This window comes from Scandinavium sp. NPDC088450 (assembly GCF_044900545.1).
Taxonomy (GTDB): Bacteria; Pseudomonadota; Gammaproteobacteria; order Enterobacterales; family Enterobacteriaceae; genus Scandinavium.
The window spans coordinates 1-25,420 of record NZ_JBJDNI010000025.1; the positions used below are offsets into that span (position 1 = coordinate 1).

Here is a 25,420-nt window from a genome sequence, read left to right on the forward strand (position 1 = left end):
TGAGGTCTCTTCTGTTTTGTTAGCGCAACCAGTAGATCACACTTCATCGTGCTTTTCACTTTTGTGGGGATACCTCAGCCCGCGGGGAGAGGGGATCAACCGGTATACTCTCTCTCCTTTGGGGAGAGGGCGGGGAGAGAGGACTTTCTTTACTCCCACATCCGGCTGGAGCTGGTTTGGTTTTCTCCCTCTCCTTTGGGGAGAGGGCAGGGGAGAGGGGTTATCACCGTATTCACAAAGGGAACCACCATGCCACTACACCGACCGTCGTTCTTTGCCAGTGCTCGCGGCCGCCTGCTGTTTTTCAACCTGCTGGTGGTGGCCGTCACGTTGATGGTCTGCGTCGCAGCCGTGCTCGGTTTTCGTCACGCCAGCCGAATCCAGGAACAGGTGCAGCAACAAACGTTCGACGACATGACGGGCAGCATGAATCTGGCGCGTGACACGGCTAACGTGGCGACGGCGGCGGTGCGGCTTTCTCAGGTGGTCGGCGCGCTGGAATACAAAGGGGAAGCCGAGCGTTTGCAGGCCACACAGCAGTCGCTAAAACGTTCGCTGGAAAAGCTGGCAGCCGCTCCGCTTGCCAGGCGTGAGCCTGAGCTGGTGCAGCGCATTATTCAACGCAGCAATGAACTTCAGCAGAGCGTGGCGGGCATGTTGCTACGTGGGCAACAGCGCCACCTGGAGCGCAACGCGCTGTTGAGTTCGCTCTACCAGAACCAGAGCTACCTAAGTCATCTGGAAGAAATTAATCAGCGTCAGGGTGAAGGCTCGCTTGATAATCAGCTGTTGCAGGAAATGGACCGGCTGCTCACTGCCGCGATTGAAACGTCGATGCCCCGCTCTACGGTGCGTCAACTGGATGAAGTCATGCACGCTTTGCCGATGCAAAGTGCTGATCCGCTGATCGCCTTCATTTTGCCGGATTTCGGTGCGGAATTACGAAAATTAGCCCCACTTTCACTCCAGCTTGAGCAAAGCGACCTGACGATCAGCTGGTACATGTTCCATATCAAAGCGCTGGTGGCCATCCTTAACGATGACATCAATCATTATGTGGCGCAGGTGGCGCAGTCTTCAGAGCAACGGGTGGCACAAAGTCATCGTGAACTGGGGTCGATAGTCGATCTCATCCTCAGTTTTGCTCTGTTAGCGCTGATTATCACAGGGTTCGCTGGCTGGTATATCTACCGTAATTTGGGCTCGAACCTGAACGCCATTTCCGATGCCATGTCGCGCCTGGCGCATGGCGAGCAGGATGTGCCCGTTCCGGCATTGCAGCGACGAGACGAACTGGGAGAGCTGGCGCGTTCGTTCAGCTTGTTCGCCCGCAACATGGCTTCGCTTGAGCACACCACCCGGTTGTTGAAAGAAAAAACGACCCAGATGGAAATCGACAAAATTGAACGTCAGGGTCTGGAACAAGCGCTGCTCCACAGTCAGAAAATGAAAGCCGTAGGCCAGCTAACGGGCGGGTTAGCCCACGATTTCAATAATTTGCTGGCGGTAATTATCGGCAGCCTCGAACTGGTCAAACCCAACGATACTGACGCACCGCGAATTTCCCGGGCGTTAAAAGCCGCAGAGCGTGGGGCATTATTGACGCAACGGCTGCTGGCGTTTTCCCGCAAACAATCGTTGCATCCGCATGCGGTAGAGATGAAAGGGCTGCTGGAGAATCTGGGTGAGCTGATGCGCCACTCTCTGCCTTCAAGTCTGACGCTGGATATCGAAGCGCAAACCCCGGCATGGGCGGCGTGGATTGATGTTGGGCAACTGGAAAATGCCATTATCAACATGGTGATGAACGCCCGCGATGCAATGGAAGGGCAAGCTGGGATCATCAAAATCCGCACCTGGAATCAGCGCGTGACCCGCAGTGACGGGCGCAGGCAGGATATGGTGGCCGTCGAGGTGATTGATCACGGCAGCGGAATGTCGCAGGAAGTGAAAGCCCAGGTGTTCGAACCGTTCTTCACTACCAAACAAACGGGCAGCGGCAGCGGACTAGGGCTGTCGATGGTTTACGGTTTTGTGCGTCAGTCAGGTGGGCGAGTCGAAATAGAAAGCGCCCCGGGGCAAGGCACCACCGTACGCTTGCAGCTTCCACGTTCCACATTGCAGGCCATAGAGCGCACGCACGAAGAAATCATGCCGGAAGAGCAGCCAGCCGAACAGCTGGCGCTGGTGCTGGAAGATGAAACCGATGTGCGCCAGACGCTGTGCGAACAGCTGCACCAACTGGGCTGGCTGACGCTGGAAGCAATGAATGGCGAACAAGCGATAGCGATGCTGGATGCCTCGCCGGATATCGCCATGCTGGTGAGCGACCTGATGTTGCCGGGAAAACTGAGCGGCGCAGAGGTTGTCAGTTATGCGAGAAACCATCACCCGCAGGTGGCCGTGTTGATGATCAGCGGTCAGGATTTGCGTCCGGAACATAACCCACAACTGCCGGACGTCGAGCTGCTGCGTAAACCGTTCACCCGCACGCAGCTTGCGCAGGCGTTGCGTCAGGCGGCCCGTAATTGAGATTCCTCCGCTACCCGCCCCTGCCTGCGTTGATTACGCTCAGGTCAGTCCAACCCAGAGACTGACCTGATGAAACGTACAACCCTTGCGCTGCTGTTTTGTTCTCTGCCTTTGATGAGCCAGTGTGCCCGCGCAGACATTATCGATGATGCGATTGGCAACATTCAGCAGGCGATCAACGACGCCTATAAGCCGAGCAACGACCACGTTTACCACGACGATCGTGATGACAGCGATAACGAAGATGACAATCGCCAACAGGACACGACCCGCAATCGCCAGTATGACGATCGCTATCGCCAGCTTGAAGATCGCCGCCATCAGCTTGATGACCGCCAGCGCCAACTGGACCAGGAACGCCGCCAACTGGACGATGAAGAACGTCGGTTGCAGGATGATTACGACCGCTAAGAGTTTTTTACCTCTTAAGCGATACTTTGGGCTTTGGCAGTAGCTTTTGATTCAGGAAAGAAGCAAACAGCGCCGTCAGGATAGCAGCGACCACGCTAATGATCATCAGCGCGATCAACAAAGTCAGACACACGCTGGCAGTCATGCCGCGCCACTGCCCCAAGGCGGCAAGATGTGAAAATTCCATCAACCACTGAGTGTGTGTGGCGGAATAAAATAAGGCCATAAAAATGACAGGTAAAGATAGCGGTATTATTAGCACTGTAATAATCATCCTGTTCACCTCCCCTTATATCCTTCATATGTGAAGAAATAGCTATCTTTCGACTATTTCATATTTTCCCATTATTGTCTTGATGAGTTTCTCTTACTGTTTAATTAATTTATAGCTGAGCATAAATTTCAATTAAATAAAATCCATTTTTAATGAATTAGAAAATAAAAATAAACTAATTGTGATATTTCCTTTAAGGTTTGGTGATGCTTAGGGAGCTGTTCCTGGCTAGTGTTAAATGGCAGCGCGAGAAAAATGCAGTTATAGAGCGTTATTTTCGTTATCAGCAACTCAGCCTAATGAAGGGAAAAGACCATGATCAATAAAGCAGTTATCTTTACCGTGTTAATGGCCGTCAGTGCTGGCTCGCTGGCAGCAACCGAGATCCGCGATTCACAAATGTCGGGGATGAAAGAGAAAATCGGTAACGTCTCGGTTAACGTGAAAAGCGGAACCTTTGAAGAAGCCATGGCAGCACTCAGCAAAGAAGCTGATGCCAAGGGAGCTGAGTATTATCATATTACTTCACTGGAGCGTACCGGGATGAGTGCCGACATCAGGGCCACTGCGGTTATCTATAAATAAAAATATATGCTTTCCGTGCCTGGTATTATTGGCCGTAACTTTCTCCGTGAGTGAGGTTACGGCCTTTTTTATAGAGACGTATTGTCGACATTAACATAACGGCGATATTTTAAATCCGGGCGCTAGCTACTCCACTACAATCTCCATTCCATCAAACCCTGCTTCAAATCCTTCTGGTAACGCATTGTCCATCAGCCACTCGTCGAACTGATGGCTGATATGCGTCAGCACCACGCGCGGGCAGCGGAGTATCTCATTCAGCGCTATCACGGTATTCAGATCGCAGTGATTACGCGGGGTCTGTGGGCGCGGCTCGTGGCTGCAATCAATGATCATCACCTGCGGATGGTTGTTGAGCAGGAATTTGAGCGTCTTTTCCGGCAGCCCGGCGGTATCGGAGAGCCATGCTACGCGGCTGTGAGCCGATTCCAGCAGGTAGCCAAAGGTCAGTTTTGAATGGGTGAGCGGCAGCGCTGTGACCTGCAACCCTTGCAGTTCAAACACCACAAATGGTTCAACGGTGTGGCTGAAATCCAGTATCCCGGGATGTTTGAACAAATCGTCGCAGCCTTCTTCATCCGGCGGGCCGTAAACCGGGATTTTTTCCCCAATACCCCAGCGCAGCGGAAACAGCCCCTGGACGTGATCCATATGATAGTGGGTCAGTAAAAACTGGCGGAAACTGCCAGCCGGATGATGGTCCATCAAATCGGGGATGCCTGCATCCAGCAAGGTCACAGCCTCGTTATAGCGCACCTCGGCGCTACAAGGGCGACGGCGATAACCGGGATTCAGGCGAGCACGCTGACAGGCGACGCATTCGCAGCCGAAGGCCGGCACGAGCTGGGCGCCGCCGGTCCCGGTCAGACGGAGAGTCAGGCTCATGGTTTATCCTCGAAAATTGCCCGGCGGCAGGTTGTTTGCCGGGCCTACAAAACCCGTAGGCCGGGTCAGCGAAGCGCTACCCGGCAAGGTGTTCACAACGCTTTCTTAAAGCGAAAGTGACTTTGCAGATACCCTTCGCGCAGATAGAAGCGGTGCGCGTCGGTGCGAACTTTGCCGCTGGACAGTTCCATCAGGCTTGCGCCCTGCGCACGGGCTTCGTCTTCCGCCCACGCCAACAGTTTTTTGCCGATGTTCAGCCCGCGTACCTGCGGCAAAATGACCAGTTCCTGAATTTCGCCAATCCAACAGTTCAGGTTGAGCGGAAACATGATTTGCAAACCAATCATCCCGACCACGTTTCCGTCCAGCTCGGCTAACTGATAGTGCTGGTTCGGATTGTTGAGATTCGCGGCGAAGCCTGCCGCGAAAATCTGCCGATCGTAGTCTTTCTGTTTTAGCTCGCAAATCAGGCCGTAAACGGCTTCGGTGTCATCGAGGGTGGCGCGGCGAAGTTCACAGGGCATGCTGGCTCTCTTTTTGGTTTCCATGGGTACGAATCAGGTGCAAAAACGTCTCCACAGACTGTAGCAGACTGCCGTCGTTATTCAGCGTTAAACAGTCCGTCGGCGTGTAACGTGCCGCTCTGTCGAGACGCTGATCAATCTCTTTCTGTGTCTCTCTGCCACGCTGTTCCAGACGGCTTCGCAGCACGTCGGGCGACACCTGCAAGCAGATGGGGAGCAGCGCATCGGCATATCGCGCTTTGGTTTGTGCCAGATGTGCGCGCGAGCCGTTTACCACCACGTCAAACCCGGCGTGAAGCCAGACGTCAATTTCAATGCCAACGCCGTAATAGAGATTATTCGCATGCCAGCTCAGGGCGAAAAGCTGGCGCTCGGCGCGAGTAAAAAACTCGTGTTCGCTTAGCGCGATATGGTTTTCACTTCCCGCGCTGGCAGGGCGCGTAATGTAGCGGTGAGCCACTAACATCCGCGCTTCTTCCCGCTGGCGCAGCGCCGCCAGCAGGCTGTCTTTCCCGGACCCGGAAGGGCCGACTAACCAGATGAGCTTTCCCGTCATTAAAAGACCCTCTTGCCCTGACGCCAGACATGATCGATGTGGACGTTTTCGCCCTTGCGATGCACCAGCACGAGGTCGGCGCGTTTGCCTTCGGCAAGTGTGCCGCGGTCGTCCAGATTCAGCGCGCGAGCCGGATTGCGTGTCACAAGAGCAACCGCCTGCGGCAGCGTGAAGCTGTTGCGGCCGTCATCGGCGATGCGGAAGGCTGCATCCAACAGGCTTGCCGGGTAATAGTCAGAGGAAAGGATGTCGAGCAGGCCGCGAGCAGCCAGTTCATGCGCCGCCACGTTGCCGGAATGCGAGCCGCCACGCACGATGTTTGGCGCGCCCATCAGCACGTTCATGCCAAGCTTGCGGGAAGACTCTGCTGCTTCGAACGTGGTCGGAAATTCGGCGATAACGCTGCCAATCTGATGGGATTCGACGACGTGGTCGTGTGTCGCATCATCATGGCTTGCCAGCGCAATGTTACGCGCACGGCAGAGATCTGAAATCGCCATCCGATTTGGGTGAGACCATTCATCCGCCAGCGCGATTTGCTCGGCCTCAAAGCGCTCCATCTGATCGTTGGTCAGATGGTATTTGCCCTGATAGTACTCGCGGTATTTCGAGCGATCGGCGTACTGGCGCTGGCCCGGCGAATGATCCATCAGCGACACCAACGACACCAGTTCACGGTCAACCAGCTTTTCAAACAGCGGCAGGGTGGTGAAATGAGGCAGTTCGCAGCGCAGATGCAGGCGGTGCTCGGCACGATTGAGACCGCGTTTCTGCGTCTCCTCCACGGCGTTGATCATCTTTTCCAGATTTTCGAGGCGGTCGCCGCCGTCGCGCACATCCCCAATCGCCACCGCATCCAGCACGGTCGTAATGCCGCTGGCAACCATCAAAGCATCATGGCTGCTCATCGCGGAATGCGCGGGCCAGTCCACTTTCGGGCGCGGGGTGAAGAATTTATCCAGATTATCGGTGTGCAGTTCAATCAGCCCTGGCAGCAGCCAGCCGCCTTCGCCGTCCATCGCCTGCGGGCTCTGGCTTTGGGTTTCTGCGTAGGTGCGGATCACGCCGTCCTGAATGTCGATGGAGCCGTGCACCACTTCGTTTTCAAGCACTAACTTCACGTTGTTGATAATCATGCTGCAGCTCCCATCGGGTGCAGGCGGTCGGCGACAATATTGCGCACCGCTTCATCATGGAAAATGCCGACAATCGCCGCGCCGCGCGCTTTGGCCTCACGAATCAGTTCCACCACGGCGGCGCTGTTTTTCTCATCCAGCGAGGCAGTCGGTTCATCGAGCAGCAGAATTGGGTAGTCGACAATAAAGCCGCGAGCGATGTTAACGCGCTGCTGTTCACCGCCGGAGAACGTTGACGGCGCGAGGTGCCACAAGCGTTCCGGTACATTGAGGCGCGTCAGCAGGCTGGCTGCTTTGGCGTAGCATTCGTCGCGCGATACGCCGAGATCCAGCAGTGGCTGCATCACCACGTCGAGGGCAGAAATGCGCGGGATAACGCGCAGAAACTGGCTTACCCAGCCGATGGTGCTTTTGCGTACTTCCAGCACTTTACGCGCCGGAGCCGTGACCAAATCGACCCATTCGTCGCCGTGTTTAATGTGAATATGGCCCGCGTCGGGCAAATAGTTGGCGTACAGCGAACGCAGCAGCGTGGATTTTCCGCTGCCGGAATGACCGTGCAGCACCACACATTCCCCGGCTTCGACAGTCAATTCCGCTTTGTACAACACCGGCAGATGGATGCCGTTTTGATGGTGCAGGACGAAGGTTTTACTCAGGTTTTCAACGCGAATCATGTTGGCCTCTTGGTTCGGGTTGCCGGGTGGCGCTGCGCTGACCCGGCCTACACGGCGTGCATTTGTAGGCCGGGTAAGGCGTAGCCGCCACCCGGCAAAAATCAGTTCTGCAAAACGGATGACACGAGCAGTTGGGTATAAGGGTGGAGCGGGTCGTCGAGCACGCGGTCGGTTAAGCCACTTTCCACCACCTGGCCTTCTTTCATCACCATCAGGCGGTCCGCCAGCAGGCGCGCGACACCCAAATCATGGGTGACAATCACTACCGCCAGATCCAGTTCCACCACCAGGCCGCGCAACAGGTCGAGCAGACGCGCCTGAACTGACACGTCCAGCCCGCCGGTGGGCTCGTCCATAAACACCAGCTTCGGATGCGTGACCAGGTTGCGGGCAATTTGCAGACGTTGCTGCATGCCGCCGGAAAAAGTGGTCGGCAGTTCGTCGATGCGTGATGGCGGAATTTCTACCGCTTCAAGCCACTGCTGCGCTGTTTCGCGGATGTTGCCGTAATGACGCGCACCGGTTGCCATCAGGCGTTCACCGATGTTGCCTCCTGCGGAAACCTGACGACGCAGGCCGTCCATCGGATGCTGATGCACCACGCCCCATTCGGTGCGCAGCAGGCGGCGGCGTTCGCCTTCGCTCATCGCATACAGCGATTTATCTTCGTACATCACCTCGCCCTGCTGCGGTGCAAGGCGGGCAGAAATGGCTTTCAGCAGCGTGGTTTTGCCGGAACCGGATTCGCCGACAATCCCCAGCACTTCGCCCGGCCACAGCTCAAACGACACGTCGGTGAAGCCTTTGCCTGGCGCATAAAGGTGGGTCAGGTTAGTGACCGAAAGTAACGGCTGATTCATTGATTTAATGCCTCGCTCTGTTGGCGGCAGTAATCGGTATCGGAGCAGACAAACATCCGTTTGCCGGTGTCATCGAGCACCACTTCGTCGAGGTAGCTGTGGCGTGAGCCGCAAATGGCGCAAGGCTCATCCCACGCCTGCACGGTGAACGGGTGATCGTCGAAATCGAGACTTTCCACTTTGGTGTACGGCGGCACGGCGTAGATGCGCTTTTCACGTCCGGCCCCAAACAGTTGCAGCGCAGGCATCTGATCCATTTTCGGGTTATCGAATTTCGGGATTGGCGACGGGTCCATCACGTAGCGATCGTTCACTTTGACCGGGTAGGCGTAAGTGGTGGCGATATGGCCGAAGCGGGCGATATCTTCGTACAACTTCACCTGCATCACTCCGTATTCTTCCAGTGCGTGCATGGTGCGGGTTTCGGTTTCGCGCGGCTCGATAAAGCGCAGTGGCTCTGGAATCGGCACCTGGAAAATCAGGATCTGATCTTCCGTGAGCGGCGTTTCCGGAATGCGGTGGCGAGTCTGGATAAGCGTCGCGTCTTCGGTGCGCTCGGTGGTGTTCACTCCGGTCACGCGTTTGAAGAAGTTGCGAATCGATACGGCGTTGGTGGTGTCATCCGCGCCCTGGTCGATCACTTTCAACACGTCCGCTTCGCCAATCACGCTGGCCGTCAGCTGAATGCCGCCGGTGCCCCAGCCGTAAGGCATTGGCATTTCGCGGCCGCCAAACGGCACCTGGTAGCCAGGAATGGCGACAGCTTTGAGAATGGCGCGGCGGATCATGCGCTTGGTCTGTTCGTCGAGGTAAGCGAAGTTATAGCCGGAGAGGTTAGCCACGGTTGTGCTCCTGTTGCAGGCGTTTGAGCAGTTCCAGTTCGGCCTGGAAATCGACGTAGTGAGGCAGTTTGAGGTGCGAAACAAAACCTGCGGCTTCGACATTATCGGCGTGCGCCAGCACAAACTCTTCGTCCTGCGCCGGGCCTGCGAGGTGTTCGTCGTAGTCGGGAGCCTGAAGCGCTCTGTCCATCAGCGCCATCGCCATCGCTTTACGCTCGCTGAGACCAAACACCAGGCCATAGCCCCGCGTGAAGTGTGGGGCTTCATCTTCCGGCGCAACGAAACCGTTCACCATTTCGCACTCTGTCATCAGCAGTTCGCCAACGTTCACTGCAAATCCCAGCTCTTCTGGCACAATTTCCACATCAACATAGCCACTGCGAATTTCACCGGCGAACGGGTGGTTACGCCCGTATCCACGCTGTGTGGAATAGGCCAGCGCCAGCAAATAGCCTTCGTCACCGCGCATCAGTTGCTGTAAGCGAGAAGCGCGGGAGCATGGGTAAACCGGCGGTGTGCGGGTGATGTCGTCCGGCGTTTCGCCTGCGTCTTCTTCCGCTTTCGCCAGCCCTTGTTTGCTTAACAGGCTGAAGACGTGTGGGGAAGCGGCGGGCTGTTCATCGCTGGTGCGTAATTCAGGCGTTTCACCATTTGCCAGTAGCGTGAAATCCAGCAGACGGTGCGTGTAGTCATACGTAGGGCCAAGCAGCTGACCGCCGGGCACATCTTTGTAGACCGCTGAAATTCGACGCTCTAAGCGCATTTCGGCGGTGTTGAGCGGTTCGCTGACGGCGAGTTTCGCAAGCGTTGTGCGGTAAGCACGCAGCAGGAAGATGGCTTCAACGTTGTCGCCGCTGGCTTGCTTCAACGCCAGCGCCGCCAGTTCGCGATCGGCGATGCCGCCTTCGGTCATCACGCGGTCCACCGCCAGGTTTAGCTGCTGCTCGATTTGCGCGACGCTCAGTTCGGCAAGCGTTGGGTCGCCGCGACGTTTGCTTTCCTGTAGGGCGTGAGCGGCTTCAATCGCCTTCTCGCCCCCTTTAACGGCAACGTACATCAGCACACCTCCACGTGGGTTGTGCGCGGGATAGCCAGCAGGCGATCGCCGCAGGTCAGGATCAGGTCGACGCCCAACGGGAACGGGTGCGGGCGTTCGGTCAGTTCATGCAGAATGCAGTCCGGCAGCTGGGGAGCAATCATTCGCTCTTCGTTAATGCCCGCGCCGGTCAGACGCAGCATGCGCCCGCCGCTCAGGCTGTTGAGCTGCACAATCAGCGTGGCGCTGGTTTCTGGCGCAACGGCACTTCCCGCCGATAACGCATTGAGCTGCTCTGCGCTGATGCTGGTGTCGGTCACGGCAAACAGCGCTTGCTGAGGTTGATCGACCAACGGCGCATTGGTATGAAAACGCAGGTTCTGACGAGCGATATCGTTATCGACAGAAGCGGACAGCCAGACCGGGGTGTCGTTGTCAGCCAGCGTCAGCAGCACGCTGGTGGTGGCGGGCGTCAGAGGCTGCCAGCCGTGCTTATGCTGCTGCATCGAGACGATCACACCTGGCTCGCTCATGGCTTTCAGCAAACGACGGAAACTGTGTTGGGCATCCTGCACCGGAAGAGGGAAAGCAGTCTTCAGTTCTGTAGAAAAGGTCATGCGTTGTCTCCACGCACTAAGGTAAAGAAGTCTACCCGGCTGGTGTTCACTTCGGCGTGGCGGGCGGCAATGCGCGCTGCGCGCTCGGCTTCCAGCGGGGCAATCAGGGTTTCCATCAAGGTCTGAAAATGGTCATGGGTTTGCAGCAGTGCGTCGATCACGGCGCAGCGTTCGGCATGAGCTTTATCGCGCCCAAGCACCCAGCTATAGCCCAGCGTACCGTCCTGCAATCGAATGGCCGCGCGGGTCAGCGTGGCATCTCCCGCAAAGAAACGTGCGCCGGTTGCGCCCATGCGGGCCTGGATTTGCACCAGTCCACTTTCGGGGGCGCGGAGCGTTTCGTACTCAGGCGTCAGCTTCAGAGCCTGCATACGGGCATTCAACTGCGCGGGGTCACTGTGAGTCAGTGCGGCGATCCAGCGCTGACGGGTAGCAGTATCGAAAGGCATTCAGTGCTCCATGGTGAATTCAATCATGTCGGCGCGGGTCAGGCTGACGGAGTACTCCGCCGCATTGATCTGGCCTTCACGATGGTTCAGGGTGCGCACGCAAAGCAGCGGCGCCATATTCGGGATTTCGAGAATGTTGCTCTCTTTAGCCTGAGCGCGACGAGCGCTGATCCGGGTTTGTGTCCGGGTCAGGGTGAGGGTCAGTTCATCGCGCAGAAAATCGTGCAGCGACCCGCTGTTAAATCGTTGCAGAACAGGCCAGAAACTCATGTCGGCGAAGTAGTGGTCGATCAGACACAGCGCCACGCCATTCACCCGACGCAAGGTGCGCAGATGGATAACGTTGTCGCCTTCCTGAACCCCCAGCGCATCCGCCACGTGGCTGGAAGCAGGGCGCAGAACAGACAGCAATTTTTCGCTGGTTGGATGGCTACCCTGATCGAGCAGATTCTGGCTGAAGCGTGCCTGCGCGTTGAGTGGGTAATCAAAAGGCCTCATCAGCACCAGCACGCCAATCCCCTGACGGCGCTGGACCCACCCTTTTTCCACCAGTTGATCGATAGCGCGACGCAGCGTGTGGCGGTTGACTTCAAAGCGTGCCGCCAACTGGTGCTCGGCAGGCAAATAATCCCCGCAGCGATACTGACTGCGCAGCTCTTGTTCGAGCTTCGCGGCAATTTCCTCATAGCGAGTCGGATAACTGGTCGGATGTCTGGACAGGTGGATCATAGGGAAGTCCTCTTCACGGTTGAGTCGCCTGATGCCCTCTCCCCAACCCTCTCCCACGTGGAGAGGGGGCTTTTCTTTCACCCACTTCCAGGTGCTTAGGGGGCTTTTCTTTCTCCCTCTCCCTCAGGGAGAGGGCAGGGGAGAGGGTGAGAGCTCACCAGAAACTGCCGACATCCTGACGCGGCAATATGACAGCGCCGTTAAGGCCCGGTGACTGAACGATGAAGAGTTGAGGTAAGGCGTGTGACAGGGCGGGAGGGCCCGCCCGGAGTGGGAATTACTGCGGCTATTTGACGACGTTGATCATCCACGGCACGCCGAATTTATCGCTGACTTTGCCAAATCCGTGCGCCCAGAAGGTTTCCTGCCAGTCCATTTCGATTTTTCCGCCCTGTGCCAGGGCTTCGAACCAGCGTTTACCTTCATTCACGTCCTGTGTGTCGAGCACCAGCGTGAAACCGGAATAGCTGACGCTGCCGCTCATGCCGTCACTCATCATGATGTCGCTGCCCGCGATGCGGACGTTGGAGTGGGCAATGGCGTCAGGTGGAAACTGCATGCCGGAAGGGCAGCCTTCTTCGCTGTTTTCGGATTTCGGCATTTCGCCAAAGGTGATTTTGTAGCCCAGCTCAGCGTTCAGCGCTTGTTGATAAAAGGCATGAGCTTCGGCGCAGTTGCCGCCAAAAGAGATGTAGGGACTTAAAGACATAACCATGACCTCGGATAAAGGGACCCGATAAGTGTAGTTACGTTGGGTGAATGTCACCAGGCGGTACGGTTTGGGAGGGTTGCAGAGAAAGGAACTGTAGGCCGGATAAGCGCAGCGCCATCCGGCGAAAATGCCCGGCGGCACTGCGTTTGCCGGGCCTACAAAGACACTGACCGTGGGATATTAATTCTTCTTCACGAACTCGGATTTCAGCTTCATTGGGCCAAAACCATCAATTTTGCAGTCGATGTTGTGATCGCCTTCAACGAGGCGGATATTCTTCACTTTGGTGCCGATTTTCAGCATGGAAGAGCTGCCTTTCACCTTCAGATCTTTCACGACGGTGACGCTGTCGCCGTCAGCCAGCAGGTTGCCGTTGGCATCTTTGACAATCAGCGTGTCGGCATCGTCAGCGGGCTGAGCATCGTTCCATTCGTGGGCGCATTCCGGGCAGATAAACATCCCGTTATCTTCATAGGTGTATTCAGAATTGCATTTCGGGCAATGTGGCAGAGACATAGGAACCTCATAAGTGATAAAAATGCGCCACAGGCCGTGCAAATTGCGGCTGAGCGCCAAAAGTATCACTCATTATACTGCATATCCTTACGGTTGTCGGGACTATTTGCCAATGCCAGCGTTAACGCTTTGTTGGAATAAATTATTTCTCTTATTCTAAATTGCTGGAGAATGCCGTTTACGTTATGGTGAACAGGCATTTCTGAATATTACACAGCGCTATCATCTCCCTTCATTTTCGGCCGGAAATTTATATGCAATATATCCTGTCGAACGGTGTTTATAGCGCTACGCTGTATATCTCCTGGTTTTTTTACGCGCTGCATTTTCATCGTGGTGCGGATAATTATATAAAAAATTTAAATCGGGAAATAAAAAAGCCTGACAAATAAAAGTTATAAAATTTGCGTTAAGGGAATACTTTAACCATGTACACACAGACAATATTTGAACTGAGTCAGGAAGCTGAGCGTTTGCTTCAGTTGGCATTACGGCATCTGGACACGGTCACCGCGCTGCCAGGGGGCTTGCAGGCAGAGCAGGGGCACGCAGAAATCTCACCCACAGCGCACTCGGGCGGGCATCTGCTGGCTGCTCAGCAGGACACGCTGAATAACGAATTGCGAAAAATTACCCGGCTGGAAATGGTGCTGGCGATTGTCGGCACCATGAAGGCAGGGAAATCCACCACCATTAATGCCATTGTGGGGACGGAAGTTTTACCTAACCGAAATCGCCCCATGACGGCATTGCCGACCCTTATTCGTCATACGCAAGGGCAAAAAGAACCGGTATTGAATTTTATTCATGTCGAGCCGATTGAACGCTTAATGCACGAGTTGCAGGAAAAGTTGCGGGATATCGACAGAGCCAAACTGGCGCTTAAGCTTGAAGTGGATAAAGACATGAACACGCTGCTGGAACGTATTATCGGTGGCGTGGCATTTGAAAAACATTATCTGGGTGCGCAGCCTATTTTTCAGTGCCTGAAAAGCCTCAACGATCTGGTGCGCCTTTCCCGGGCGCTGGATGTGGATTTTCCCTTCGCGGATTACGCCGCTATCGAACACATTCCGGTGATTGAGGTGGAATTTGTGCATCTGGCGGGGTTGGGTGAAAACCCCGGCCAGCTGACGCTGCTGGACACGCCCGGGCCAAATGAAGCCGGGCAGCCGCACCTGCAAAAAATGCTCAACGAGCAGCTGGCTCGCGCCTCTGCGGTGTTGGCGGTGATGGATTACACCCAGCTTAAATCGATTTCTGACCAGGAAGTGCGGCAGGCGATCGCCGCTGTCAGCAAATCGGTGCCGCTGTATGCGCTGGTCAATAAGTTCGACCAGAAAGATCGTAATAGCGACGATGAAGAGCAGGTTCGGGCGACTATCTCGGGCACGCTGATGAAAGGCTACATCACACCTGGACAGATTTTCCCGGTCTCGTCGATGTGGGGCTATCTTGCCAACCGCGCTCGGCATGAGATCTCCACCTATGGAAAACTGCCTGATCATCAGGATCAGCGCTGGGTGCAGGATTTTGCCGAAGCCGCGCTTGGCAGGCGCTGGCGCACGGCTGATCTGGACGATCTGACTCATATTCGCCACGCCGCGGATTTGCTGTGGGAAGATTCGCTGTTTGAAAAGCCGATCAACATGTTGCTGCATGCGGCGCATGCCAATGCGTCGTTATTTGCGTTGCGTTCGGCATCGCATAAGTTGTTGAACTATGCGCAAACCTCGCGGGATTTCCTCGACTTTCGTCTGCAAGGACTGACCGTTACGGCGGATCAACTACAGGACAATATCGCCCGCCTTGAAGAGGACATGGCTCACTTTACAGTGCGCCAGCGGGTGGTGAGCGAAGAGATCAGCCACGAAGTCGAACAGGCGATGGAAGCCGCACAGGGTTTTATCGAGCTGCAGCAGCGTGAAATCCTGACGCTGGTGGAGAACAGCTTCAGTGAGGACAATCTGCATCAGATGAGCGTGACGCACGGCGCTGAAGTGCGCTGGTCACAGCAGGACGGTAGCGGGGAGCTGATCCTTGAAGATGAAGAACAGGCGAACCGGTTGCTGAGCCTTATCCGTTCCGATTGCGAAAGCACGATTTTTTCCTGTCAGCAGGGCATTATCCGCGAGCTGTCGCTGCGCTTTAGTCAACTGGAAACCTCGCTCAGCCGAACGCTTGATGATGCGCTGCGTCCGATAGAATCACACGTCAAAGAGGAGTTGCATCGCGCAGGGTTCCGCACACGAATTACGCTGCCGGTGTTTCAGTCCGGATCGTTACAAATCACGATGCCACAATGGTTTAACGGGGCTATCGCGGCGGAAGAAAGCCCGGTGGGCAATGCCCGTGGCGGCATGCGTGAAACGGTCAGTCGCTGGCTGAACAACCCCAATTGGGGCTGGGACGATTATGTGATGACCAAAACGCGCTACATCATTGATGTGAATGCGATTAAAGGTCGAATTCTCGACAGCGTCGCGACCTTCTGTTCACAAATCCTTAAAGCTTTGGCGGCGCAAGTCGATGTCTCTGTTACGGCGGGAATGGCGACGTTCTTCGCAGAGTTTTCGCAAAGCCTCAGTAGCTTGCAAAAAAGCCTGCAGGAGAGCCTGACGCTCCGCCAACACCACCAGTCCACGGTGGCCGTGCTTTGCCAGAAGCTTCAGCAAAGCCTGGCGACGGTACGCTGGATTGAAGAGGATGCGCGCCTGTTGCGCGATGATATTCAAACCCTTTTTGCGGCTGAACAGAGATGAACACGCGATTGCTGGAGGGGCCGGGCCGGGCGCTTGAGTCCCTCCATGCCCGATTTATGGTCGACCTGGTGCTGGGGATTGATAACCCTCGCCAGCATGCGCTTGCCCCGCAACAGCAGCAGTTTCGTGAGCGTCTGATGAATGAAATCGTGGCGCAGACGCAGCTGCGGCCCTGGTCTGCGGCGGGGTTGTTCAGCGACAACCCGGCGATGCGGTTGGGCCTGGCGGAAAAACTTGCCAGCCAGTTTGATCCCGGGCATCTGGCGCTCACCCGGATGAGTGATTACCTGCTGATTTTGCAGGCCAAAAGCCACGCCTCAGTGGAGTTACGCCAGCAGTATGGCCTGATTGGCGAACAGTTCAGCCTGCGTGCCGGACATAAACATCGGGCGCTCACCCAGCGCGGGTTGATGGTGCAGTCTGGTTTGCACAGCGACGAAGTTTTTACCCGCTGGCACGCCGGGCAATACGATGGCTGGTCGCTGGCAGGGCGGTGCTATGTCGCGCTGGAAGAGCTGCGCTGGGGCGCGTTTGGCGATACCTGGCGGCTGGCAAATCCCGAAGTGCGCGCGTTGCTAAAAGACAGTTTGCGCACCATGACAGCACAGTATCTGGCGGAAGGCATTGGGGCGGCGAAAGAGACTCGCCATTCTTATCACCAGTGGCTGGCTTCGCCAACGTCAGTGGGGCTGATGGATCATAAAGAGATGCTGGCCTGGATGGGCAGCAACTGTGATGCGGTCCGACAGCCGGTGTGCTGGTCGGTGACACAAACCTGGCAGCCCGTTGCGCTGGGCATGCCGAGGCTTTGTTCTGCAACACGGTTGGTGGATGCCATGATTGAAGAGCTGTTTACCGAATGAATTTGTCGGGTGGCGCTTGCGCTTACCCGACCTACGATAAATTCGCGTTACGTTGTCGTTGCAGGCCGGGAAAGCTTCCGTGCCGCCCGGCATCTGGCATTAATGATGTAATGACTCTGCGGCTACCGGTTCTGGCTGTTTTGCGGTTTGTGGCTGACCAAAACGTTTAGCGTACAGCGCGGTAATGATCGGCACCAGAATCGCCGTCACAATCACGCTTGCGGCAACCAGCGCCGTGGCTGATGCGGCGACCGGTTCGAATGCCGGGTTAATTTGCGCGATAATCACCGGGTTTGCCACCGCAGCACCTGCGGCGGAAGACGCCGCCACACCTGCCGTACCATTTCCGCCGCCAATCAGACGATCCGCCAGAATCAACGGAATACCGGTGATGATGATCACCGCCACACCCAGCACGATACCCAGCAGGCCGGTATCCATAATCACGCTCAGATTGATGGTATTCCCCAGCGCGAAACCGAAGAACGGGATCAGCACCGGGGTCGCCTTGCTGAAGAACGCACGGAAGTCATGATCCAGGTTGCCGAGGACAAAGCCAATCAGAAACGGCAGGACAGCACCGATGAAGTGATGTGGCTCGAAAGAGGCGAGGCCAGCAGAGCCGAGGATAACCATCGTCATCAACGGGCCGGATTCCAGCGACATCAGGACAAACGCGCCGGATTCTTCTTTGGTGCCGTACTGGTTCATCAGGCTGGCATATAAGCCGCCGTTGGTCATGTCCATCGCAGAGACCAGCGCCAGCACTGAGAGGCCCGCGAAGAAGCCGGTCTGAATACCGCCTTCAGGAATGAAGGTTGCAGCAATCATCGCGACCAGCCATGCGACTGCTATTTTCGTCACGACCAGCGTGCCTGATTTGCGTAATACCGTGCCGGTAGCGCGTAAATCAATTGAGGCACCAATACAGAAAAACCACACCGCCAGAATCGGTACTGTGCCGCCAATCATACCTTTAGTGAACGAGCCAAAATAATTACCGGTATCCGGTGCAAGGGTATTTAACACTGCGCCGAGGAGCAGCGGCACCAGCATCATTCCGCCAGGGATACGTTCAATCGTGGCTTTGATTTTCATTTTCTATCCTCACTTCCCATCGCCTTCTGGCGGGAAAGACATAAAAGACGAGTCATCAACAGACTGGCCGAGGTGTTGTCGGGTATCTGTTTGTTTATGCAAGCTAAATTACGCAGAGGTGTTGTGTGCAGACGGACTGTCAGGTCGCCGGCTGCAGGCTGCGTGGCTATGATGCGATCACTGGAATAATGATTCAATGAAAATAAAACAGTGTTTTAGTTATATTTGTCACATATTTGAAGGAAAGCTTTGTCGGGGTTTTAAATATGATTTTGCTGTGAACTGAATGTAAAGAATTGTCGGTTGAAAATCGTTAGCGTATTAATTATACGCACAGAGAATTGTGCTTAATTAGCGAGAATATCGGCGTTTTTTTGTGCGGGAAATGCGAGCAGCTAACCGGGGGAATTCAGGCCTTGAGATTGAACTTATTTACGTTTCATGAATCAACATAACAGTAAGCGTATTTTTCCGTGAAGTTGATCACACTTATAAACACTGTTAGGGTAAAGACAGAAATACGAGAAATATCCCTGCTCATTGACCTGTTGGTCAGCCCCTTTTACTGCCAGAGCAGGCGTCAACAGGTTCGGTTGTACAGGCTGTAACCAGCCAGTGTAAGTAAACCTGCTACGCTTGAAATGAGGAGCACAGCAATTCGCCGCTCCACTACCGCACCGCTGCGAACCCCCTTGTTCGCCCCCTTGCGTGCGCTCACGGCGATAGTTAACGAGGACAACAATGCTAAAAAGGAAAAAAGTTAAGCCGATCACGCTTCGTGATGTCACCATCATCGACGACAGTAAGCTGCGCAAAGCGATCACCGCCGCTTCGCTGGGTAACGCGATGGAATGGTTCGACTTCGGCGTATACGGATTTGTGGCCTACGCACTCGGTAAGGTCTTTTTCCCGGATGCCAACCCAGGCGTTCAGATGATTGCCGCGTTGGGGACCTTCTCCGTTCCCTTCCTGATTCGCCCACTGGGGGGTCTGTTCTTCGGCATGCTCGGCGACAAATACGGTCGCCAGAAAATACTCTCCATCACCATTATCATCATGTCGATCAGTACCTTCTGTATCGGTCTGATCCCCGGCTATGCCACCATCGGCATCTGGGCTCCTGTCTTGCTGCTGCTGTGTAAGATGGCGCAGGGCTTCTCCGTCGGTGGCGAATACACCGGGGCATCCATCTTTGTCGCCGAATACTCGCCGGACCGTAAACGTGGCTTTATGGGAAGCTGGCTCGACTTTGGTTCCATCGCCGGTTTCGTGCTGGGTGCGGGCCTGGTGGTGCTGATTTCCACCATTGTCGGTGAAGACAACTTCCTTGAATGGGGCTGGCGTCTGCCGTTCTTCCTGGCGCTGCCGCTGGGTATTATCGGGCTTTACCTGCGTCATGCGCTGGAAGAGACCCCGGCCTTCCAGCAGCACGTTGAGAAGCTGGAGCAGGGCGACCGTCAGGGCCTGCAGGAGGGGCCGAAGGTGTCGTTTAAAGAGATTGCCACCAAACACTGGCGCGCGCTGCTGGTGTGCGTGGGGATGGTGATTTCGACCAACGTCACCTACTACATGCTGCTGACCTACATGCCGAGTTACCTGTCGCATAACCTGCATTACTCGGAAGATCACGGGGTGCTGATCATCATCGCGATTATGGTCGGGATGCTGTTTGTGCAGCCGATTATCGGTATGCTCAGTGACCGCTTCGGCCGTCGTCCGTTTATCCTGGTCGGCAGCGTGCTGTTGTTCGTCTGTTCCATTCCGGCATTTATCATGATTAACAGTGATGTCGTCGCGCTGATTTTCTGTGGCTTGTTGCTACTGGCGGTGATCCTCAACTGCTTTATCGGGGTGATGGCTTCTTCCCTGCCAGCGATGTTCCCAACGCACATTCGCTACAGTGCGTTAGCCAGTGCGTTTAACATTTCAGTGCTGGTTGCCGGTTTGACGCCAACGCTGGCGGCCTGGCTGGTGGAATACACGCAGAACCTGATGATGCCAGCCTATTACCTGATGGTGATTGCGGTCATCGGTCTGCTGACCGGTATCTCGATGAAAGAAACAGCGAACCGTCCGTTGAAAGGTGCGACGCCTGCGGCTTCGGATATTCAGGAAGCGAAAGAAATTCTGCGAGAGCATCACGATAACATCGAGCAGAAGATTGAAGATCTCGATACGCAGATTGCTGAACTTCAACAAAAACGCTCTACGCTGGTCGATCAGCATCCGCGCATTAATGAATAACCGCATTCATTAGCTTTGCTTAAGACGCCTCCAATTCTGGGGGCGTTTTTTTTGGCGCCAGCCATCCTGTTTTATGATTCGTATTTTGTGACTTGCGATAGAAAACGAATCAAAAATGGTTAGCATGCTCACAGTTCCTCTGCAAACTACTCATGGGTTCTGGATAACACGAGGTTCTCTGCCAGGATGAATCCGCGTTAACTCACCTGTAAGAGGATTCAATGAATAATAAAAATCATAAAATAATGAACTGTATTACCGCCGCCCTGTTGACCCTCAGTGGTAGCTCCGCCCTGGCAGCAGCACATTCAACAACAGACGTAAAAATCATTCGTGACGGCTATGGCGTGCCGCATGTGTACGCCAACGACGCCCGGCGGCTGTTCTACGGCTATGGCTATGTCGTGGCGCAGGACCGCCTGTTCCAGATGGAGATGGCGCGGCGCAGTACTCAGGGCACGGTCAGTGAAGTGTTGGGCAGCAAGTATCTCGACTTCGACAAGGACATCCGTACCAACTATTGGCCTGCGTCCATTCAGGCACAGATTGACGCTCTGCCGCCAAAAGAACGGGACATTCTTGAGGGGTACGCCGAAGGGATGAACGCGTGGATCGACAAAGTGAACGCTCAACCTGAGAAGCTGATGCCGCAGCAGTTTACGAAGTCAGGCTTCAAACCGCAGCACTGGCGGGCCTTTGATGTGGCGATGGTTTTTGTCGGCACCATGGCGAACCGTTTTTCTGACAGCACCAGTGAAATTGATAACCTGGCGCTACTGACTGCGCTACGGGATAAGTACGGCGCGGACAAAGGTATGGCGGTGTTCAATCAGCTGAAATGGCTGGTGAACCCTGATGCTTCCACCACCATCGAAGGCAAAGAGAGCCGCTACCCTTTACGGCTGAACAGCGAAGCGACGCAGCTTGCGTACCAGCTTCCTCGATACACGCAGACGCCGCCGATGCTTGAACGGCTGGCGAAGGGCGACGATGGCGCGTTGTTGGCGCTTTCGGGCAAAGCAAACACTGACACCATTGCGGCACAGTTTGCTCGCAGCGGGGCGAACGGGCTGGCGGGCTATCCAACAACCAGCAACATGTGGGTGATTGGCAAAGCCAAAGCGCAGGGCGCAAACGCCATCATGGTGAACGGGCCGCAGTTCGGCTGGTATGCCCCGGCGTATACCTATGGCATCGGTTTGCATGGCGCAGGTTACGACGTGACCGGCAACACACCCTTTGCTTATCCGGGCCTGGTGTTTGGTCACAATGGCCATATTTCCTGGGGGGCGACGGCAGGCTTTGGTGACGATGTGGATATTTTTGCCGAGAAGCTGGATGACGCGCATCCAGGCGCGTATTACCACAACGGGCAATGGCAAGAGATGCAGCGCCGTGATGAGCAAATCCCGGTGAAAGGTGAGAAGCCAGTGGCGTTCACGGTCTGGCGAACGGTGCATGGCAACGTGATCAAGATGGACAAGTCGACGCACACTGCCTATGCCAAAGCCCGCGCGTGGGACGGCAAAGAAGTGGCGTCGCTCCTGGCGTGGACACACCAGATGCAGGCGAAAAACTGGGGAGAATGGAAGCAGCAGGCCGCGCAGCAGGCGCTGACCATCAACTGGTATTACGCTGACCAGCAGGGCAACATCGGCTATGTTCATTCCGGAGCCTATCCCCAGCGCCAGCCGCAGCACGACCCGCGTTTGCCTGTGCCCGGCACCGGAAAATGGGACTGGAAGGGCATTTTGCCGTTCAGCACTAACCCTCAGGTCTACAACCCGGCTTCCGGCTACATTGCGAACTGGAATAACTCCCCGCAGCAGGGCTATGTGGCCTCCGATCTGTTTGCCTTCCTGTGGGGCGGCGCTGATCGTGTCGATGAGATCAAACGTTTAATCGACAAGCAGCCAAAACTCACTCGTGAACAGGCGTGGGATATCATTCGCCACACCAGCCGTCAGGATTTGAATTTGCGTCTGTTTTTACCGACGTTGCAGGCGGCGGTGAAAGGGCTGCCGGAAAGCGACCCGCGCGCGAAACTGGTTCGCACATTATCGGGCTGGGACGGCAGCAATCACCTGAATAGCGACGGAAAAACCTGGGCCGAGCCGGGGTCGGAAATCCTGAATCTCTGGCTGACCAGCATGCTGAAACAGACCGTTGCTGCGGCTGTGCCTGCGCCATTCGACAGCTGGTATACCGCCAGCGGCTATGAAACCACTCAGGATGGGCCGACGGGATCGCTGAATATCAGCGTGGGCGCCAAGATCCTGTATGAGGCGCTGAAAGGGCAGCAAAGCCCGATCCCACAGGCCGTTGATCTGTTCCACGGGCAAACGCAGCAGGAAGTGGTGCTCAACGCGCTGGATGAGAGCTGGAAAACGTTATCGCAGCGTTATGGCACGGACATGACGCAGTGGAAAACGCCAGCCATGCACTTAACCTTCCGGGCGAACAACTTCTTTGGCGTGCCGCAGGCGTTGCCAGAGGAAGCGCGCCATCAGGCGGAATACCAAAACCGTGGCACCGAGAATGACATGATTGTCTTCTCGCCAGAAGAGAAGCCGGGCAGCGTGCTGGCGTGGGATGTGGTGGCACCAGGGCAGAGTGGGTTTATTGCCCCGGACGGCACGCCAGCGAAACACTACAACGACCAGCTTAGCCTGTATCAAACCTTTGGCCGTAAGCCGCTGTGGCTGAACGCCGAAGAGGTGAAGCAGCACAGCGAATCTGAAGAAGTGCTGCATGTGACGCGTTAAGGCCGGTATCAGCAGCCAGCGGCAATGTAATCGCCGTTGGCGCTGATCGGGATAACGGTCAAAAACAGCACCACGGCAAACAGGACAATCAGCAATCCGCCGACAATTTTAATCGCAGGCACCAGCCACGGGCGCGGGTTGGTGCTCTCGCCAAACAGCGCGACAGTACGCTCTCGCGCATACCGTACGGCGAGCGAAAGCCCCAGAATCGATAACGCCGTGCCCAGCGCCATCACCATCACCGCAATGATCCCCCAGGTCACGATGCCCAGCGCATTGGAAAACAGCAAAATCATGATTGCCCCGCTGCATGGGCGAGCGCCAATGGCTAATACAATGGCTGCCCGGGTTTTCCAGTCGGCCTGTGCGAGGTCTGCGCCAACGCCGTGATGGCCGCAGCCGCAGCTATCACCATGATCATGGATAGGTTTAAGACTTTGAATGCTGAGCTTGCGTGGACGCAGGCTTTTCAGGGCTTGCCAGATAACAAAGGCCCCGAAGCTGCCAATCAGCATGGCACTGATTTTTTCCACATACCAGCGGCTCTCGCTGAGGTCACCCGATGCCAGGTTGAGGCCGACGGCCAGAATAAACACGAACAGAATGGCGCTCACACCCTGCATCAGGCTGCCGATAAACGGCACAACCCGCGCGGCAAGCTGGCTTTCGTTATGTGTGCTGAGGTAGGTGGTAACGATAAATTTGCCGTGTCCGGGCCCGATGGCGTGCAAAACGCCATACACAAAAGCGCCGACCAGGAGCCAGACACCGCCGCTGTACTGGTGGTTATTCAGCTGCAACAGGTACATCACCAGATAGCGGTGAAGTGTGATTTGAGTGGCGAGACACCATTGCAAAAATGCGGGCCAGTGGCTGTGAAGCTGAAAAGCCAGTGCCAGCAGGGCTACAAACAGGAAGAGTGCGCCGGGGATTCGCCAGTCACGTTTAGCGGCCAATGTCGTCATGATGGGGTTGCTTCGTCAAAAAGTGCATAGCGAAAGTATAACGGAAGGCAGGCGTCAAAAAGCCAGCCCGCAGGCTGGCTTTGTGTCAAATATTGTCTGACTTACTCGATATATCGCTGCAGGCGCTGCAACAGAAGACGGTTTTCCTGGCGCAGGCGTTCATTTTCATCCAGCAACGTGAGCGTGACGGCGATACCCGGCCAGTCCAGCGCCAGCTCGTGGCGCAGGCGTAATGCGCGATGCACAACCGTGACGGCATGATCGTCAAATTGCCAGGCGGCATCGGTGCTCTGGCGAGGTTCTATCACGCCAAGGCCGACAATTTCATCCAGTTCTTCTTCGGAAACGCCGGTGTGCAGGCAAAATTCGGTTACGGTAAAAGTGATGGTGACATTAGCCATGATTTTTCCCCCACGTTTTACGCGGACTGAAGCTGGCTTGCGCCTCGGCCAGTTGCTGCCAGAGCTCCGTGCTCTTTTCATCAGGTTTTGGCGGCATCACAATCTTAATGACCGCGAACAAATCGCCGGTCTGCTGTTTGTTCACCAGCCCTTTGCCTTTGATGCGCAGGCGTTGGCCCGCCTGACTGCCCGCCGGAATGGTGACCAGCACGCTCTCTTTGAGCGTGGGCACTTCCACTTTGGCGCCGAGTGCGGCTTCCCAAGGTGCGAGCGGCACCACGACTTCGAGGTTATGCCCCACAATGTCGAACAAAGGATGCGGCGCAATGCGGATTATCAACCACAGGTCACCGTTGGGACCGCCATTTTCACCCGGCGTGCCCTGGCCTTTGAGGCGGATGCGTTGACCGTCACCGACGCCAGCCGGAATTTTAACATTGAGGGTTTTCGGGAATTCCTGCTCGATCATGCCAAACACGTTATAAACCGGCAGCTTATAGCTGATGGTACGCTGATGCGCGTCGAGGGTTTCTTCGAGGAAAACAGCCACTTCGATTTCCACGTCGTGACCACGGGCGGTGTGTGCCTGGCGCGATTGCTGTGCACGATGACCAAACATAGACGAGAAGATATCGTCGAAATCCTGCTGGCTATAGCTTTCTTGCTGCCCGGTATGGGCCTGCTGGCGAAACGGTGGATCGTTGCGATGTTGCCAGAGCGTGTCGTATTCCTGACGACGTTGCTCGTCGCTCAACACTTCCCAGGCTTCGGCCACCTCTTTAAAGCGGGCTTCGGCATCGGGTTCTTTACTGACATCGGGATGGTATTGACGAGCAAGTCGACGATAGGCGGTCTTAATGGTTTTGAGATCGTCCGTCGGCTTCACGCCCATGATGGCGTAATAATCCTTTAATTCCATAGCATTATCTCTTATGAATCACGAACAGAACGGGTTCCCTGAAACAGTTACCCTTGTAAGTG

At 55.6% G+C, this 25,420-nt stretch carries 25 protein-coding genes; 7 read left to right on the top strand and 18 right to left on the bottom strand.

The genetic code is table 11. The annotated features are described in order from the left end of the window. Positions 1-249 precede the first annotated feature (249 nt). Together ACI2I2_RS18920 and yjdP are read left to right on the top strand one after the other, a co-directional pair. On the top strand, positions 250-2,532 hold the full coding sequence (locus ACI2I2_RS18920) for an ATP-binding protein (RefSeq protein ID WP_404659284.1): 2,283 nt from the start codon (positions 250-252) through the stop codon (positions 2,530-2,532). A gap of 69 nt (positions 2,533-2,601) precedes the next feature. Continuing rightward, entirely contained in the window at positions 2,602-2,943 is a 342-nt protein-coding gene (gene yjdP, locus ACI2I2_RS18925) for a DDRRRQL repeat protein YjdP (protein ID WP_404659285.1), read from the top strand. Between the two features lie 7 nt (positions 2,944-2,950). On the opposite strand, the gene ACI2I2_RS18930 is transcribed toward yjdP, so the two are convergent. Continuing rightward, on the bottom strand, positions 2,951-3,217 hold the full coding sequence (locus ACI2I2_RS18930; RefSeq protein WP_404659286.1) for a hypothetical protein: 267 nt from the start codon (positions 3,215-3,217) through the stop codon (positions 2,951-2,953). A 315-nt stretch (positions 3,218-3,532) separates the two neighbouring features. On the opposite strand from ACI2I2_RS18930, the gene ACI2I2_RS18935 reads away from it, so the two are divergent. Further along, positions 3,533-3,802 (top strand): DUF1471 domain-containing protein, encoded by a 270-nt coding sequence (locus ACI2I2_RS18935; protein ID WP_404659287.1) that lies wholly within the window; start codon positions 3,533-3,535, stop codon positions 3,800-3,802. Positions 3,803-3,928: 126 nt separating this feature from the next. On the opposite strand, the gene phnP is transcribed toward ACI2I2_RS18935, so the two are convergent. The 13 genes from phnP to ACI2I2_RS19000 form a co-directional block, all read right to left on the bottom strand. After that, a complete protein-coding gene (gene phnP, locus ACI2I2_RS18940) occupies positions 3,929-4,687 on the bottom strand; it encodes a phosphonate metabolism protein PhnP (RefSeq protein ID WP_404659289.1) in 759 nt (252 codons plus the stop codon). A gap of 92 nt (positions 4,688-4,779) precedes the next feature. Then, positions 4,780-5,211 carry an aminoalkylphosphonate N-acetyltransferase gene (gene phnO, locus ACI2I2_RS18945; RefSeq protein ID WP_404659290.1) on the bottom strand — a complete coding sequence of 144 codons (432 nt, stop codon included), beginning with the start codon at positions 5,209-5,211 and terminating at the stop codon, positions 4,780-4,782. Further along, a complete protein-coding gene (phnN, locus tag ACI2I2_RS18950; RefSeq protein WP_404659291.1) occupies positions 5,201-5,767 on the bottom strand; it encodes a ribose 1,5-bisphosphokinase in 567 nt (188 codons plus the stop codon). Before phnN ends, phnO begins: the two co-directional genes overlap by 11 nt. Next, positions 5,767-6,903 (bottom strand): alpha-D-ribose 1-methylphosphonate 5-triphosphate diphosphatase, encoded by a 1,137-nt coding sequence (phnM, locus tag ACI2I2_RS18955; protein WP_404659292.1) that lies wholly within the window; start codon positions 6,901-6,903, stop codon positions 5,767-5,769. The genes phnN and phnM overlap by 1 nt, the downstream gene beginning before the upstream one ends. Further along, a complete protein-coding gene (phnL, locus tag ACI2I2_RS18960) occupies positions 6,900-7,580 on the bottom strand; it encodes a phosphonate C-P lyase system protein PhnL (RefSeq protein WP_404659293.1) in 681 nt (226 codons plus the stop codon). The genes phnM and phnL overlap by 4 nt, the downstream gene beginning before the upstream one ends. A gap of 101 nt (positions 7,581-7,681) precedes the next feature. Continuing rightward, positions 7,682-8,440: a phosphonate C-P lyase system protein PhnK gene (gene phnK / locus ACI2I2_RS18965; protein ID WP_330983713.1), complete on the bottom strand. Its 759-nt coding sequence runs from the start codon at positions 8,438-8,440 to the stop codon at positions 7,682-7,684. Next, entirely contained in the window at positions 8,437-9,282 is an 846-nt protein-coding gene (gene phnJ, locus ACI2I2_RS18970) for an alpha-D-ribose 1-methylphosphonate 5-phosphate C-P-lyase PhnJ (protein ID WP_404659294.1), read from the bottom strand. The genes phnK and phnJ overlap by 4 nt, the downstream gene beginning before the upstream one ends. Beyond that, the gene (locus tag ACI2I2_RS18975; RefSeq protein WP_404659295.1) at positions 9,275-10,339 is read right to left on the bottom strand and encodes a carbon-phosphorus lyase complex subunit PhnI; all 1,065 of its coding nucleotides are present in this window, start codon (positions 10,337-10,339) and stop codon (positions 9,275-9,277) included. The genes phnJ and ACI2I2_RS18975 overlap by 8 nt, the downstream gene beginning before the upstream one ends. Continuing rightward, a complete protein-coding gene (gene phnH / locus ACI2I2_RS18980; protein WP_404659297.1) occupies positions 10,339-10,935 on the bottom strand; it encodes a phosphonate C-P lyase system protein PhnH in 597 nt (198 codons plus the stop codon). The genes ACI2I2_RS18975 and phnH overlap by 1 nt, the downstream gene beginning before the upstream one ends. Next, positions 10,932-11,384: a phosphonate C-P lyase system protein PhnG gene (gene phnG / locus ACI2I2_RS18985; protein WP_404659298.1), complete on the bottom strand. Its 453-nt coding sequence runs from the start codon at positions 11,382-11,384 to the stop codon at positions 10,932-10,934. Before phnG ends, phnH begins: the two co-directional genes overlap by 4 nt. Continuing rightward, the gene (phnF, locus tag ACI2I2_RS18990; protein WP_404659372.1) at positions 11,385-12,110 is read right to left on the bottom strand and encodes a phosphonate metabolism transcriptional regulator PhnF; all 726 of its coding nucleotides are present in this window, start codon (positions 12,108-12,110) and stop codon (positions 11,385-11,387) included. A 289-nt stretch (positions 12,111-12,399) separates the two neighbouring features. Continuing rightward, on the bottom strand, positions 12,400-12,822 hold the full coding sequence (yjdN, locus tag ACI2I2_RS18995; protein ID WP_404659300.1) for a VOC family metalloprotein YjdN: 423 nt from the start codon (positions 12,820-12,822) through the stop codon (positions 12,400-12,402). 183 nt (positions 12,823-13,005) lie between these two features. Beyond that, on the bottom strand, positions 13,006-13,341 hold the full coding sequence (locus tag ACI2I2_RS19000) for a zinc ribbon domain-containing protein YjdM (protein ID WP_404659301.1): 336 nt from the start codon (positions 13,339-13,341) through the stop codon (positions 13,006-13,008). 428 nt (positions 13,342-13,769) lie between these two features. Between ACI2I2_RS19000 and crfC the strand changes: the two genes are divergently transcribed. Continuing rightward, on the top strand, positions 13,770-16,103 hold the full coding sequence (gene crfC, locus ACI2I2_RS19005) for a clamp-binding protein CrfC (RefSeq protein WP_404659302.1): 2,334 nt from the start codon (positions 13,770-13,772) through the stop codon (positions 16,101-16,103). Continuing rightward, positions 16,100-16,966 carry a diguanylate cyclase regulator RdcB family protein gene (locus ACI2I2_RS19010; protein WP_404659303.1) on the top strand — a complete coding sequence of 289 codons (867 nt, stop codon included), beginning with the start codon at positions 16,100-16,102 and terminating at the stop codon, positions 16,964-16,966. The genes crfC and ACI2I2_RS19010 overlap by 4 nt, the downstream gene beginning before the upstream one ends. Before the next feature lie 99 nt (positions 16,967-17,065). Here the strand turns inward: ACI2I2_RS19010 and kdgT are convergent, their stop codons facing one another. Further along, positions 17,066-18,064 carry a 2-keto-3-deoxygluconate transporter gene (gene kdgT, locus ACI2I2_RS19015; protein WP_404659304.1) on the bottom strand — a complete coding sequence of 333 codons (999 nt, stop codon included), beginning with the start codon at positions 18,062-18,064 and terminating at the stop codon, positions 17,066-17,068. Positions 18,065-18,805: 741 nt separating this feature from the next. Between kdgT and proP the strand changes: the two genes are divergently transcribed. Both proP and ACI2I2_RS19025 read left to right on the top strand, forming a co-directional pair. After that, positions 18,806-20,308: a glycine betaine/L-proline transporter ProP gene (gene proP / locus ACI2I2_RS19020; RefSeq protein WP_404659305.1), complete on the top strand. Its 1,503-nt coding sequence runs from the start codon at positions 18,806-18,808 to the stop codon at positions 20,306-20,308. A 221-nt stretch (positions 20,309-20,529) separates the two neighbouring features. Continuing rightward, positions 20,530-23,073: a penicillin acylase family protein gene (locus ACI2I2_RS19025; RefSeq protein WP_404659306.1), complete on the top strand. Its 2,544-nt coding sequence runs from the start codon at positions 20,530-20,532 to the stop codon at positions 23,071-23,073. An 8-nt stretch (positions 23,074-23,081) separates the two neighbouring features. Here the strand turns inward: ACI2I2_RS19025 and ACI2I2_RS19030 are convergent, their stop codons facing one another. The 3 genes from ACI2I2_RS19030 to cbpA form a co-directional block, all read right to left on the bottom strand. Next, the gene (locus ACI2I2_RS19030) at positions 23,082-24,038 is read right to left on the bottom strand and encodes a nickel/cobalt transporter (protein ID WP_404659307.1); all 957 of its coding nucleotides are present in this window, start codon (positions 24,036-24,038) and stop codon (positions 23,082-23,084) included. Positions 24,039-24,139: 101 nt separating this feature from the next. Next, positions 24,140-24,439, bottom strand: a complete 300-nt coding sequence (gene cbpM, locus ACI2I2_RS19035) for a chaperone modulator CbpM (RefSeq protein ID WP_404659309.1) — start codon at positions 24,437-24,439, stop codon at positions 24,140-24,142. After that, positions 24,432-25,358 (bottom strand): curved DNA-binding protein, encoded by a 927-nt coding sequence (gene cbpA / locus ACI2I2_RS19040; RefSeq protein ID WP_404659311.1) that lies wholly within the window; start codon positions 25,356-25,358, stop codon positions 24,432-24,434. Before cbpA ends, cbpM begins: the two co-directional genes overlap by 8 nt. Between the last annotated feature and the right edge of the window lie 62 nt (positions 25,359-25,420).

Bases quoted from the DNA above. Each gene is read 5' to 3' on its own strand.
- cbpA (WP_404659311.1), bottom strand. From the start codon at position 25,358: ATGGAATTAAAGGATTATTACGCCATCATGGGCGTGAAGCCGACGGAC.
- phnM (WP_404659292.1), bottom strand. From the start codon at position 6,903: ATGATTATCAACAACGTGAAGTTAGTGCTTGAAAACGAAGTGGTGCAC.
- ACI2I2_RS18935 (WP_404659287.1), top strand. From the start codon at position 3,533: ATGATCAATAAAGCAGTTATCTTTACCGTGTTAATGGCCGTCAGTGCT.
- ACI2I2_RS19000 (WP_404659301.1), bottom strand. From the start codon at position 13,341: ATGTCTCTGCCACATTGCCCGAAATGCAATTCTGAATACACCTATGAA.
- ACI2I2_RS19010 (WP_404659303.1), top strand. From the start codon at position 16,100: ATGAACACGCGATTGCTGGAGGGGCCGGGCCGGGCGCTTGAGTCCCTC.
- yjdP (WP_404659285.1), top strand. From the start codon at position 2,602: ATGAAACGTACAACCCTTGCGCTGCTGTTTTGTTCTCTGCCTTTGATG.
- phnH (WP_404659297.1), bottom strand. From the start codon at position 10,935: ATGACCTTTTCTACAGAACTGAAGACTGCTTTCCCTCTTCCGGTGCAG.
- phnN (WP_404659291.1), bottom strand. From the start codon at position 5,767: ATGACGGGAAAGCTCATCTGGTTAGTCGGCCCTTCCGGGTCCGGGAAA.
- cbpM (WP_404659309.1), bottom strand. From the start codon at position 24,439: ATGGCTAATGTCACCATCACTTTTACCGTAACCGAATTTTGCCTGCAC.
- phnO (WP_404659290.1), bottom strand. From the start codon at position 5,211: ATGCCCTGTGAACTTCGCCGCGCCACCCTCGATGACACCGAAGCCGTT.
- ACI2I2_RS18930 (WP_404659286.1), bottom strand. From the start codon at position 3,217: ATGATTATTACAGTGCTAATAATACCGCTATCTTTACCTGTCATTTTT.
- yjdN (WP_404659300.1), bottom strand. From the start codon at position 12,822: ATGTCTTTAAGTCCCTACATCTCTTTTGGCGGCAACTGCGCCGAAGCT.
- phnK (WP_330983713.1), bottom strand. From the start codon at position 8,440: ATGAATCAGCCGTTACTTTCGGTCACTAACCTGACCCACCTTTATGCG.
- kdgT (WP_404659304.1), bottom strand. From the start codon at position 18,064: ATGAAAATCAAAGCCACGATTGAACGTATCCCTGGCGGAATGATGCTG.
- ACI2I2_RS18920 (WP_404659284.1), top strand. From the start codon at position 250: ATGCCACTACACCGACCGTCGTTCTTTGCCAGTGCTCGCGGCCGCCTG.
- crfC (WP_404659302.1), top strand. From the start codon at position 13,770: ATGTACACACAGACAATATTTGAACTGAGTCAGGAAGCTGAGCGTTTG.
- ACI2I2_RS19025 (WP_404659306.1), top strand. From the start codon at position 20,530: ATGAATAATAAAAATCATAAAATAATGAACTGTATTACCGCCGCCCTG.
- phnP (WP_404659289.1), bottom strand. From the start codon at position 4,687: ATGAGCCTGACTCTCCGTCTGACCGGGACCGGCGGCGCCCAGCTCGTG.
- ACI2I2_RS19030 (WP_404659307.1), bottom strand. From the start codon at position 24,038: ATGACGACATTGGCCGCTAAACGTGACTGGCGAATCCCCGGCGCACTC.
- ACI2I2_RS18975 (WP_404659295.1), bottom strand. From the start codon at position 10,339: ATGTACGTTGCCGTTAAAGGGGGCGAGAAGGCGATTGAAGCCGCTCAC.
- phnL (WP_404659293.1), bottom strand. From the start codon at position 7,580: ATGATTCGCGTTGAAAACCTGAGTAAAACCTTCGTCCTGCACCATCAA.
- proP (WP_404659305.1), top strand. From the start codon at position 18,806: ATGCTAAAAAGGAAAAAAGTTAAGCCGATCACGCTTCGTGATGTCACC.
- phnG (WP_404659298.1), bottom strand. From the start codon at position 11,384: ATGCCTTTCGATACTGCTACCCGTCAGCGCTGGATCGCCGCACTGACT.